Annotated in this window: 7 protein-coding genes; 1 reads left to right on the top strand and 6 read right to left on the bottom strand. The window is 31.4% G+C overall.

Annotation, left to right across the window (positions count from 1 at the left end; genetic code table 11):
• The first annotated feature begins 61 nt into the window (after positions 1-61).
• Positions 62-1,708 (top strand): DUF4832 domain-containing protein, encoded by a 1,647-nt coding sequence (locus M0M57_RS14925; RefSeq protein ID WP_248433873.1) that lies wholly within the window; start codon positions 62-64, stop codon positions 1,706-1,708.
• Between the two features lie 59 nt (positions 1,709-1,767).
• Here M0M57_RS14925 and M0M57_RS14930 read toward each other — a convergent pair whose 3' ends face one another.
• From M0M57_RS14930 to M0M57_RS14955, 6 genes are all read right to left on the bottom strand, one after another.
• Positions 1,768-5,694 carry a DUF2194 domain-containing protein gene (locus M0M57_RS14930; RefSeq protein WP_248433875.1) on the bottom strand — a complete coding sequence of 1,309 codons (3,927 nt, stop codon included), beginning with the start codon at positions 5,692-5,694 and terminating at the stop codon, positions 1,768-1,770.
• Between the two features lie 2 nt (positions 5,695-5,696).
• Complete coding sequence (locus M0M57_RS14935) at positions 5,697-7,448, bottom strand: hypothetical protein (RefSeq protein ID WP_248433876.1); 1,752 nt, start codon at positions 7,446-7,448, stop codon at positions 5,697-5,699.
• Between the two features lie 222 nt (positions 7,449-7,670).
• Positions 7,671-8,495 (bottom strand): endo alpha-1,4 polygalactosaminidase, encoded by an 825-nt coding sequence (locus M0M57_RS14940; protein ID WP_248433878.1) that lies wholly within the window; start codon positions 8,493-8,495, stop codon positions 7,671-7,673.
• A complete protein-coding gene (locus M0M57_RS14945) occupies positions 8,467-10,080 on the bottom strand; it encodes a hypothetical protein (RefSeq protein WP_248433879.1) in 1,614 nt (537 codons plus the stop codon). Before M0M57_RS14945 ends, M0M57_RS14940 begins: the two co-directional genes overlap by 29 nt.
• A gap of 70 nt (positions 10,081-10,150) precedes the next feature.
• Positions 10,151-11,701, bottom strand: a complete 1,551-nt coding sequence (pelF, locus tag M0M57_RS14950) for a GT4 family glycosyltransferase PelF (protein ID WP_248433880.1) — start codon at positions 11,699-11,701, stop codon at positions 10,151-10,153.
• A gap of 382 nt (positions 11,702-12,083) precedes the next feature.
• On the bottom strand, positions 12,084-13,622 hold the full coding sequence (locus M0M57_RS14955; protein WP_248433882.1) for a DEAD/DEAH box helicase: 1,539 nt from the start codon (positions 13,620-13,622) through the stop codon (positions 12,084-12,086).
• Positions 13,623-13,802: the final 180 nt, after the last annotated feature.

Consider the following 13,802-nt stretch of genomic DNA (forward strand, 5'->3'; position numbering starts at 1 on the left):
AATAAAACTAAAACGTTTAATCCGCTAACCCAAATTTAGCACAAAAAACTAACCTACTACTATGAGAAAAGTTTTTACCTTTTTTGGTGCTCTTCTGTTTATTTACGGAGGTGCACAAACTACTACAGTTACGTATACTGCGTCGAGTGCAAACTTTCCAAATCCGGAACGTGGATTTTATAAGTACAGTGATACGGAATCTTCATCGTCAAGTGGTTATAATCTTTTGAACCAATCGTCATTGACAAACTATCGTACAAATCAGAATATCACATTGATTTTTAGGTATTTTTATTTGAATGATTATGTGAATACTACCATTCCTCAATCTTATTTGGATAATATGCAAACGGATTTTAATCGAATTCGTAATGCCGGATTAAAAAGTGTAATTCGTTTTGCTTATTCAGATGATTATGGAGATGATGTTGTGTTAGATGCTACTAAGGCAAGAATGTTAGAACACATTAACCAAATCAAGCCTTTATTAATTGCGAATGCTGATGTTATTGCCGTTATGCAAGCCGGATTTATTGGTGCTTGGGGAGAATGGTATTATACCGACCAAGCCGAATTTGGCGGTTGGGGTTATAATGGAACTAGTTTAACTTCTTCAAATTATGCTCACCGAAAAAATATTACAGATGCTATTTTGAATGCTTTACCAAACACAAGAGCGGTTCAGATTCGTTATCCAAAGATGAAACAGCAAATGTATAACACTACTACTCCTCTCCCACCGAGTCAAGCATACACAAACACAAGTTTAGCTAGAATTGGACACCACAATGATTGTTTTTTATCAAGTAATACAGATGTTGGAACTTACACTAATGTGAATACTGAATATCCTTATTTAGATCAAGAAACACAATTTGTACCAATGGGCGGTGAAACATGTGCAGTATTTGAATCGAGAACAAATTGTTCGACTGCTCAATTTGAAATGGCTAAATTTCACTGGTCCTATCTTAATTTAGATTATCACCCAAGTGTTATAAATGGATGGCAAACAGGAGATTGTTATCAGGAGATTCAAAAAAATCTTGGCTATCGTTTTGTATTAACTAGTGCAGTACTACCACAAACTGTTTCGTTAAGTAATCAATTGTCTGTTACCTTAAACATCAATAATGTTGGTTATGCAGCTCCATTTAATGAGCGTTATGCTTATATTGTTTTGAAAAATGTATCTACAAATGATGTTTTTTCAATTATGTTGGATTCTGATCCGAGAAATTGGCAAGATCAAGTAACTATTACAGAAAATCTAACTTTACCGGAAGGAATTATTCCAGGAAATTATGATTTGTTTTTACACCTTCCTGATGCTTATGCCTCTTTAGCAAACAGACCGGAATATGCAATTCGTTTTGCTAACAATAATATGTGGGAAGCATCAACCGGTTACAATAGATTGAACCACAAAATTGAAATTACAGAAACTCTTGGTATTGCCGACAACAACCGTTTGAAAGTTGTTTTACACCCAGTTCCTGCTGATAATGAGTTAATTGTTGAAATGGATGCAGCATCTGAATATAGCTTTACAGTTTATAATTCATTAGGTCAACAAATGAAATTGAATTCAACTCAAAGCGGAAATAAAGTAAGTTTTGACACGCAAGTCTTAACTAATGGTGTTTATTTCATTCAGTTTAATAACGGAGAAATCAATGATTCCAGAAGATTTATAGTGAAACACTAAAACAAGTTCATGTTTTTTATAGGGATGATGAAGTACAAACTTTTGTACTTCATCATTTTTTATTTGGTACGATTCTTTTCTCTAAAACTATGTTTTAAACCAAATTGTACCGTATTAGAATAAAATTTATCTTGATTAAATATTTCAAAACCGGCTACTAGAGCTGTATAATTAAACAATCGATAGGAAATTGTTCCTGAAAATCGTTGAAATACATCGGCATAATCATCAAAAAAGTAAGCGGCTTCTACTTTTGCTTTAAAATCATTGGCTTCTAGACCGTAACTGTAGCTAAGTCCTCCTCCACCGAATAGACGTTTGTCTAACATCCAATACGGATAACCATCACTTATATCGGCTGATCCGGTTTGAATAGAAGATTCTAAAAACGGAATTAACCTAGATTTTTTCTCTTCACCATCATCCCATGCAACTCGCAAAGTGGCAGAAATGTCAATGTTATTATCGGTGATAAAATCGGTATTCGTTTTACTTTTAGTATAATAATTCGATTCAATTCCCAATGTAGCATTAATTTTCTTCATAAAATAAACACTTTGATACAGAACCGATTGAACATGATAAATCTCTTTGGCATGTCCGGGAGCGGTTTGAACCGGAAAAACATTGACTTGAGCTGAACTGAAATTTTTCTTGAATGTTTTATTTACACCGGCACCAAACTGAAAATAGGTTTGTTGATAATTATCCATTTCAAATCTAATTCTGGACCAATATTGATATTTATCAAATGAAAACGGATTTTTATATTGATATTCTACACCGTAAACTCTGGTAAATTTATTATCGTCTGAAATAATTAATTGCTGATTGTCTTGATTATTCTGTGAACTAGAATCACCAATAATCGTATCAACCGTAGAACGAATTAAAGGGAAAAATTCAGAATATGTACCAGCAAATCGATGAAGGTTCTTCTTCTTATCATAAAAATTATAAGAATGTCTTGTTGCTAATGAAGCTGTACGGTCTTTGTTGGTTTGAATTTCATTTTCAGATTCAATAAAATTACCATATTTTAAACGATTGGTTTTAGTGACGGCCATTCTCACGTTGTCTAAAAACAATTCAGGATAATTGGCTAATAAATCTTGTTGTAAAAATTCATCTTGATAAACAACATCTGCATTTAATGCTTTTCTAAGCGATTCTTTTTCTTTTGATTCCGGTAATTCGCTTGCTAAAATCCATGCTTCTTTGAATTTACCCATATCATGGTAATAATTTGCCATCAATGCTTTTGTTTTATAATCATCCGGATTTTTATCCATATGACTGTTGTATTCATTGATTAAATTATCATACTGTTTCAACTGAAATAACCATTCCATTTTGTTGGCAATATCAATTTCATTACTGTAAAATGACCAATCGTAGGCTTTTTGATAGTTTTTTTCGTTAGCATAAAGCCATGTAATATTGGTGGCTAGCTCTCGGTAATCTTCGGAGGGTTCGATTTTTTCTAATTCAACCAAAGCTGTTTGAGGTTCATACCAAAGTAAATGTTGAAGATAGTTAAACATACTTTGTTTTCCGGTATCAACACCCAAAAGGGCAATTAAAGCTTGTTTAATTTTTTCTCTATTTTCCGGTGTATTAAAATTAGCTACATAACTGTTTAACAAATCTTTATCTCTCGGATTAACCAACAATTGAGCATTTATCCATTTTTCCATAGCTAAATCGTTTGGATAACCAATTAATCTATCTAATTCTACAGAATACATAACATTTTCTTTAGTTGGATATTTTGTACAATGTTTTTCTAACATAGTCCAAACTTCATCGCCTTTGTTGTCCCAAGACATGTATTCTGCATATTTATTCCAGGTTGGATAATCTATTTTTGGTTCTGCAAGCATGCGTTGTTTTAATGCGGCTTTCTCTAATCTGATTTCTTCTTCATAATTCTCGGCACTATCTTCTTCGCCTTGTTCAAAAACTTTCACTTTTGCAATGTAAGTGTAATAATCATTTTGCACTTTATTATAAATAAAATCTAGTTCTTTATCTCTGTATTCGCGATAATCTTTAATTTTAATAACAGGTTCATTGGTGTAAACAGAATATAAATATCCATTCAAATATTTTGTTTTTGAAAAAATTACAGCAATTGATTTTAATTGAAGTTCAATGTTTTCAGCATTTTCTAACGATCCGTACAGAAACCAATACTGACTGTTAGACATTGAATTTTCCGGATTTAATTCTTCTACAATATATTTTCCGTCGTATGATTTATGATTAAATTTTGAAGCTCTCCAGTCTAACGCAATAAAGCCTCCTTCGCCGGCATTTAAAAAGCGTGATTGCGGAAATGCTGTAGTAAATTCTTTTAGATATTTATCAAATTGAGCCATTAATCCGCCCGATTTTCCTTTGGTTTTTCGCCATCCTAATCCTTTTGCATTTCTTAGTTCAAAATCACCGGCACTTTTGTTAAACGGACTTGGAATTTGATAAACATCATCCGGATGCACAAAATGATTCCAAATCCCGGTGTATAAATACATGGATTGAATGTTGTATTTTGAATTATTATCCACTTCAAAACCACTTGAAATACGAGGATAATCAAACATCCCGTGATGATACGGATCAAAATCAAACTCGCGGTTTCCACCATCATACGTTTCACCTAAATATAAACTACACATAAAACTAATGGAAGGAAGTCCTTCTTTTAGTCTTTTTAATCCCATTTGATCAATATAATTTGACGGCGGAACATATGAAATTGGCAAATCGCCAAAGCTGCTTACTTTCCATTTTTTTTGAACTCCTTCTAATGCAGTAACTATAAATTCGGGTTTTTTCCAATCTCTTTTTACCAATGAAACGTGGTTATAGCCATGAAATCCCAATTCGTGTCCGTTTTTGATACAGTCTCTCATTAACCAACTACTCACGGGTTCTACCCTACCTCCGGTAGAAACTTTTTTAGCATCCCATTGACTGAATAAAAAAGGAGGATCAGTTTTGGCATTATAATCAAAAGCGGGAACAGCAGTGTAGCTAATTTGATATTTCTTGGCTAAATCTTTCATGTCCGGCCACCAAACATTTCTAACAAAATCGGAAATGGAAAGATTCATTTCAGATTTTATAGGTTCCATTTTTGTGTCGTATAATGGCGAAGGAAAATCATCTAAAAAGATTGTACTGGTGTTGGCAATTGGATATGGAATTCCTTCTAAACCCATCATCATTCCTGAAAATAATAATCCTCTATCCATTTTTTCAAATTCAAAGGTAGAATTCAAATTGATGACTCTCCCCTTCCCTATTTTGGACTCTAAAATGGCCGGATAAGATGGATTATTAATGGATGTGGCATAGATTTTAATTTTAGTTAAATCAAAATTTTCGCCACTCATCCCGAAATGAATAATTGATTCTCGGGTAGAAGTTCCTGCTAAAGTTGGAATAAAATTTTCTTTAAAATTAATTCCAACAGAAGTTACATCGGTTAAATAATCTGAATTTGTTTTCATTCCGATCATAAAACCAAAACGTTTATCTTCACAAGCAAACGGAAGATATAGCGTTCCACCATCTGAAACGAATTTTAAAATTTTAGCTACTGAAGCATCATTTAGTTTTTTTGTTTCCAAAACACACAGAACACGAGTTGAAGGTGCAATTTCTAAGTTTGCATTCCAAGCTTTAATATTGATGTTTTTGAATGGAATTTTTGTGTAATTACATAGTTTTTTGATGTGATTGCTGTATTTTACACTGATTGGATTTTCAAAATCTACGACATATTCTACCAAAGGAGGAAGATTTAAATCGGTGTCTGAATAATGTCTTAATGAACTGTTTTTTCCATCTTTATCTTTTGAAAATAAATCAATATTGTTGGGATTCATTATCGCATCAAAGTCGGCACAGCTTGAAAAAATCAACACAAAAGCCATGAGGCTGTGTATGATTATTCGATTTAAGTTTGCACGGGTTTTCATACTTAATAGATTAGGTCATCAATCTTACTTGATTTGGGTTCGTTTTCAATTTCATACACGTTTACGTAGGGGCTTTCGTAATACAAAGAGACTTTTCTACCTCTTTTTTCTAACGTGTTAATATGTTCCTTTAACAGGGGTTCTAATTGATTTTGATCGGCAAAATGATTTTCTGTTTCTGTGTTGTCATGATAAACAAATACCAAAACACTTTTAGGAATTACGTATTGCGGATTTTCAACAAAAAATTTTGGTTTCTTTCTGTTGTAATGATAGATGGAATCACTTTCTAAGTAACTGAATAAAAAGTCTTCGTAGTTAATAAAAAAGTGTTTGTTTAAACTTAAAGTTTGTGCGATATTATCATTCACAACCGCATAGCTATGTGGAAAATATTCATGCAGAATTTTATCATACGCATCTAAAACCATTCGAGGTGTTTTGTCTGAGGTTTTGATGTTTTTAAGTGGGTGTATTTGCGAATAAATAATTCCACCAAAGGCCAAAAGTGAAACTGCTACAGCAATTGGTACTTTAAATCGAAACACTTTTTTATAAATAGGAAATAATACTCTTAACAAAACAGCTGCCGTAATTCCGAAACAAATTGGAATAAAAACAGATAATGCCAAACGTAACAAATCAGAATCAATCCATTCTACATGAATAAAACTCAATGTTACTAAAAGATTGAAATATAACATAAAAACCAACGAAGGTTTCCATTGCTCTTTTTTATACCAAATTAAAAAAGGTAAAATAATGATGCTAAACAATGAACCGTATTGATAATATTTTAATAATTCATCAAACGGAATAATCAAATTAGGCATATAGGTAAATGATGTCACTGAAATTAAACTTGACTGCAAGAAAATTAAAAAGTCGTTTTGATAGTATTGACACATTAGAAAATAGGTTACCAAAACAGAACCTGTTCCCAGTATGTAAGCCAAAAGAGCTATCCATTTAAATATTAAATAGTTTTTGTTTACAAACACCAAAGCAATTATAAAAAATGGTGGCATCAGAATTAATAAGGTAAACAAATCGATTAATCCGATTGCAATAAAACAAATGGTTAAACTGGTGAAATAATTTATTTTTTTAAAATTTATAACATCAGGCTTAAGAATATAAACCATAGAAGGTATGGCAAATGTTAATCCCATTAAAACAGGCTCATTTTGTAACAAATAGTGAATTTCAATTGGAGAAAATGTATATAGAAAAACATAGGTAAGAAAAGCTACCATTGGAGCTAAAATTTTTGAGGAAGAGATTTTACGTATCGACCAAAAAACTACCAAACTCAGTATAATGTCTTCAAGAATTGCTAAACTTTGCAAACCAACTTCCGGACTCACGTCAACTAGTTTAGAATATAAATTACTCATGGCTAATTCGCCTTCAACTGAAACTGTTCCGCCGAACCAAATGTTTTCATCAAAAAGGATAACCTTATTCAAGTTTGCCACCCACAAATCGGAAAGTAGATAGGTGTCATAAATATAAAAATAATATCTCCCAATAAATGCTCCTACTATTAAAACTATAGTTGCATAAAAAATAAAAACACGATCATCCTTTAATTTTTTTGGCTTTTCTAATTGAACAAGTTCTCTGATGGGTTTTTTGTTTTCAGTATCTTTTAAAAATTCAAAAAAACGAGACTTGGCTGTGTCTTTGAAATAACGTACCGGGTTTTTAAAATTTTTAATACCAACTACATCAACCAAAACCACGAACATCATGATTAGAACATAATTAATTAGACTGTAAACATTAAATTGTATTAGAACAAAAATAATAACCAGCGATAAACTTCCGTACTTAAACCACTCATTTACAATAAACTGCAATAAATTGTGACTATATTCACGTTTAACTAACTTGTTGTTGCAGTAATACAAAAACATAAGCAAGAAAACGAGCCGAATGAAACCTAATAATATGGAGCTAGAAAGTATCATGATTTATTTTGTGAAATTGGGAACAGATTGTAAATCTATTTTTCCAATAAAATACTCAAAGTTGGTTGATGAGAGACGTTTTACAATTTGATCATAAAGTAGTTTGTTATCTGCATATTCGATGAGTAAAACCGGAATTTTATATTTAGAACTTGCTTCTATTATGTTTTTCAATCGAATTGTAAAATCATTGTTTTCTCTAAGTTTATATGTGTTATCTGTGAAACTGAAATCTGTTGCAACCGATTCAAATAAAACCGATTCGATGAAGTTTTTGGTGTCCGGAATTAATTCTAATCCTGAATTTTGAACCAAAACATGATTAGGATATTCTTTTTTAATTCTTTGAATTAAGGAAACCAGTTCATTTCGTTGAGCAAATTGAGGACCGAATGACGAAAAATTATCAATATTATCTAAAAATAAACCATCAAAACCTTTGTCTAATACTTTTTTAATTAACGACATTAAGACCACCGAAGTTGATTTGTCTTTTAAATTTAAATAATAACTATCCCAATTATTGTTTTTTCCTAATGTTCTGTTTTTTAATAATTTATAATGTATTGCATTACTGTTTACTTCACCTAAACTAATGTAGGCCAAAACATTTTTATTATTCTTTTTTATTTGCTTAATGTCTTCGGTTTTAAAGTTTTTTTCCTCTAAAATAACATAGTTATACCCTTTAATTTTAGCTGGATCTAATTTACCGTAGCATACCAAAACAGTGCTCTTGTTAACAGGATTGCTGAAAACAGGAGTGGAAAGCAACGATGGCAAAAGCCATAAAAACAAATTAAAACGACGCATAATAATGATAATCAAGTTTTTTGAAAAAACGGAAAATGTGTTTTAGTGTGTAAAACATAAAAAACATGGCTCCGGCTAACATTCCCACAACACTATATTCAAAACTCACAAATCGGCTAAGAATAAAACCAACTGTAAGGTTTATTGCTATTGCATAAATAATTCCTTTTAGTGGTTGTTCTGTTTGACCTAAAGTAAACAAATACAGCGTATTAAGCATTCCCCAAGCTAAGAAGAAATAGCCTAAACCGCCAATGTAAGTAACTTTTACACTTAATTTTCCTAATTCTTCGTGAAATTGACCTTTGTAACCCCAAGAAGCAAACATCAATTGATAGATAATTACAAAAATTACTGCTGCAGTTATCAATAAAATAATGATATTTTGCCAATATAATTTATGCAATTCTTTATTGAATAGTTTTGAATTTTCAAACTGCACCAACTTTTGTGTAATATCTAAAAAGCGAGTAAACGAAGCAATACTGAATTCTAAAACTCCTGATAATAAAAGGAAAACCAAAATTGCCATATCCATTCCAAGTTCATAATCTTTTTCAAAATAAATTAAAAAAGGAAGCTGACCATCGGCCGTTGTAGACCAAGCAAGAATTCTATCAATAAAGATAAATAAGTAAACACAAATTCCGTATAAAAAATAACGATGATTTTGATAAATAAACACTGATGTTTTAATGTTTAAATCTGCTTTTGGCGGATGCTTTCTTAAAAAACTTTTAAAGAAAAAATGCAAATACGTTTTAGCTGAAATGATTGCAACGCTAATCCCAAACCAATGCGTATAATAAATTAAAAGGTTAGTATATTTATTTAAAACAACTGTTACAAAAGTTCCCAAAATAACAGCAACAGTAATCATCCAACGTTGTCTGATTGTGTGCAATGGTGCTAAAACCAGTAAAAGAACGCCTATTAAAAATGCATAAGCAAATATGATAAACAGTACTTTATAAGGATAAATATGAATAAAAGAATTCACAAATAGTATGACTGCAAAAACAACAAAAAGTGTTTTAATGCCTAATTTTAAAAGATAATCGATGGTTTTTTTAGTCATAGAATAATCAAGATAGTTCCAATAAAAAGTAGCTTGACGACCTATTACTTGAACAAATCCTCCAGTGGAAACAATACCAATAATTACACCTAAAACAACTGCTGTAGATTGCAAATGATTAAAATGAACGTGTGTCCACAACGAATAACCAAAAACAACAATAGCAGCAATTTGAAGAAAAACAGGAAGAAGATGAAAAATTCCGAGAGGATAATACTGAGCAAAAATTTTAGCTTTAACAGCCATGTAATCCGAAAGTTGAATAGTTTCCGGATTGGTTTCTATGTATTCACGTTGTTTGACATTCAAACTCTCTTTATGCTCCAAAGACGTTGTAAGTTGTCTATAGACATAATTTGCTAAATCCTGAATGTCTGAAACACCATAATCAGCTTGTGTATCGATATCTCTAATGCCAAAAGATTCTATGGTAGCGGCTACAACTCTGCTGCTCACCGGTTTACCTATTTTATCTTTTACATTATTTATTAATACTTTTATATTTTCACTATGCTTTTCCATTTTGCATTAGTAGAACACATACATTCTATTTTTGGTTAGGTTTGGGTCTAGGTGTAAATTTGGGTGGGGTTTATGAGGCTTTTACAGATTGTATTTCATCAAGTGATTGGATTAAAATTGGCATTTGTACTTCTTTAACTTCACGAGTAACAACTCTTTCATATACTTCTTCATAAGCATTGATGAATTTTCCAATGGTGAAATTATCAATTACTTTTTTTCTTGCATTAATTCCCATTTGCTCTCTTAATTCTTTGTTGTTAAGAAGCTCCACTACTCTATTTCCAATATCTTCGGCATCTTTTGGTTTACAAATATAACCACAAGAATTATCTAAAGCTTCGGTTACTCCACCAACATCTGTTGCAACAACAGGAATTCCACAACTCATTGATTCCAATACGGTGTATGGAAAACCTTCGGAAATAGAAGTTAGTATCGAAATATCACCTTCACAAAACAATTCGCTTGGATTTTCATGATAACCTGCTAATTTGAAATTGTCTCTCAAATCCAATTCATCAATCAACCGTTCGCATTCTGCAGTATATTCAGGAACAGCATTATTGTCACCATAAACCAAATACTGAATATTCGGAATTTGACGTTTTGCTACTTCACATGATTTTATCATCGTAACAATATCTTTCAAATCAAAAATACGTGCAGCTGCCACCACTGTTGGAATATCTTTTAAATGTTCCGGTTTTGGTGCTGGTTTAAATACGTTGTGATCGATTCCGTTATAAATAATTTCAATTTTTTCCGGATCTGCTCCGTACATTTTCTCCCATTTGATATTGAACTTGTTTACAGACAGAATTTTATCTGCTTTGTAATAAACCAATTCAGTAACACATTCAGAAAATTTAATCAACATCTTTTTAAGGAAAAATGAATATTCTGAAGAGTTGATTGCTAATAAACGTTCACGAATAAAAACACCGTGCTCGGTAACAATCATAGGTGTTCCATATTTATACTTTAAAACTAAAGCAGGAATTACAGGAAAACCGGATAAGGTTAAATGAGAAACATCAACTCTTGGTACATCAACAGAAAGCGGAATTAAAAAACGGTAAATCCAACGCATTCCGGATGTTAAATCATATAATGATACTTTTTCGTTTTCTTGTTCAGAATTCAAATCAGAAACCATATAACAAAAAGTTCTCCATACAGGCTCACTTTTCATCGTTTTTTTGTAATCGTGCTTTTGAAAATAACGCCACATTTTTTGGATGGTTTCATCAAAAGCTCTCACATCTCTATTATTTGAAAAAATGTGTCTAAGTAAATCTTGAAAAACAGGAATAAAAACCTGATTGATTTTATCTAAATCGTTTTTTTCCTTTCGGGAAATAATTTTATAGTATTTTTTGCCATAATCAATCATTTCCTGGGGCTCCATTGGAGACCAAAGTGGAACTTGAATTAGGCTTTTTACGTTTTCGCTTAGTTTATATTTGGTTTTAGACTCAAATTCTGCGTTAATGGAATAAAGTGTAAAGTTTGAATTTTTCACTTCATTACAAAGCATGTGAGCCCATGTAGAAACTCCACCGCCATTAAAAGGATAAGTACCTTCTAAAATTAACATTACATCGTGCTTTTTGCTCATAACTTTTAGATAATAAAATTCCGTTCGTCGATGAATCTGCCTATGCAGAACCAGACAATTTGGTGCACTTTAACAATCTTAGGGTGGTTTGTGGTATTTTTTTGGAACGCCGGCTTTTGGGGACGACTCTAAAAAAAAGTGATTTACTTGATAAAAACTATAGTAACATTTTATTAATTAATTCTTCAATCTGTAAAACACAAATCAAATGTAAAACTAATTATATACCACACAAAATAAAAACCTTGAAATCTGTTGAAAACACTCATTTCATCGACGAAATACACACCTAAAAGATGAGTAACCTAAATAGTCGATAAACGGTAAATTAAATTTTAAACAGGGTAAAAAGCTTAAAATTTTAACATAAAATAAGACAGAATTATTCCTCCGAAAAGAGTTTTTCTCGAAATTTTCGACCAATAACTATTGAAAGACGTGTTTTATAATCTTCAATTAACCAATCGCGGTAATTTTTGGTTGAACTACTTAAACAATTTGCAAAATGCCGTACTCTACTTTCGATATCATCTGCTAATTCTTTGGCTAAAAGTTTTGCCTCCATTAAAGTTTCTGAATTATCAACACACATTGAAGCATGATGATCGATTGATTTTTCAATTACTACTTTTGGACGGAGGTTATTTGCTAAAGCTACACGATATTCTGATTCAATATCAAAATCTATGTTTACAGTGTTGCCAAACTTTGCCCGAAGTTCAGGGGGCATTTTATAAAAGAAATTTAATTCAATTTCTACATCACCTTTTAAATTGTGAATGTATTGTTCCGGGTATTTAAAAATATGCTGCCAATCCAACTTATCTGTCCAAAGTCCGAATCTAGCTGCATTATTTCCTAAATCAATGATAGTAAATTCATCTTTATTAGGTAGTTTTCTCGAACCGCGACCAATCATCTGAAAATAAAGCGTTAAAGATTTTGTAGCACGATTAAGAATAATCGATTCAACCGTAGGTTCATCAAATCCTGTAGTTAAAATTCCAACTGATGTTAAAATTGCATCCGGTGTTTCTTTAAACCATTTTAGAATATCTTTACGTTCGTCATTTGAATTTGTGTTATCTAAATGTTTGATATTTTTAAACCCTGCTTCTCTAAAAACATCTAAAACACCTAATGATGTGATTATTCCGTTATTAAAAATTAAGGTTTTCTTTCCAAATGAATGAGCAGTATAAGCATGTACTAATTTTTCCTGCATAGCCATATTGGTATAAAGTTCATCAGACGATTTTACTGTATAATCGCCATTTATACCAATTTTTAACGAAGTTAAACCAACATCATAGCTGTAAGTCGTTGCTTTGGCCAAATAGCCTTTATCAATCAACGAACCAATGCTATTACCCACAATAAGTTCATGATAATTTTCATTCATTGGAAGTTTGATATTGGAACTCAAGGGTGTGGCAGTAACACCAAGAAAGAATGTATTTTTAAAAGCATGAAATAATTTTCTAAACGAATTAAAATGAGCTTCATCAATAATTAATAAACCAACATTATCAATAAGTAATTTTTCATCGTTCAGCCGATTTTTCAATGTTTCAACCATTGCAACAAAACAAGAATATTCATCTTGATCCGGTAATTCTTTAACAATGCTGTTGATAACTTTATTCTTTACATCAAATCCTTTCAACATTTTTGAGGTTTGTTTACACAACTCAATTCGATGTGTTAAAACCACTACTTTTTTGTCAAATTTTTCTAAATATCGTCGTGTGATTTCAGAAAAAACAACTGTTTTCCCTCCCCCTGTAGGCAATTGATAAAGTAGATGATAGTTGTGTGGAGCATTTTCAATCTTATCAAAAATACGATCAATATCACCCAACTGATAGCTGTAGAGCTTTTTCTTCTCTTCAATTTCTAGTAATATATCTTTTTTTGACATTATGAAAATTTAAAAATTCGGTTTTTGCAAAAATAAGCAGATAAAGTCCTACTATTCAATTTTTAGGTTAATTAATTTCAAAATTTCAATTGCACTATTGCTAAAAGGTTAAATTATACATAAAATCAATTAAAATAATTTATCTGCGGTTTCATATTCAATGAATATTCTTAATTTTAC

It is taken from the genome of Flavobacterium azooxidireducens, from assembly GCF_023195775.1.
Classification (GTDB): domain Bacteria; phylum Bacteroidota; class Bacteroidia; order Flavobacteriales; family Flavobacteriaceae; genus Flavobacterium; species Flavobacterium azooxidireducens.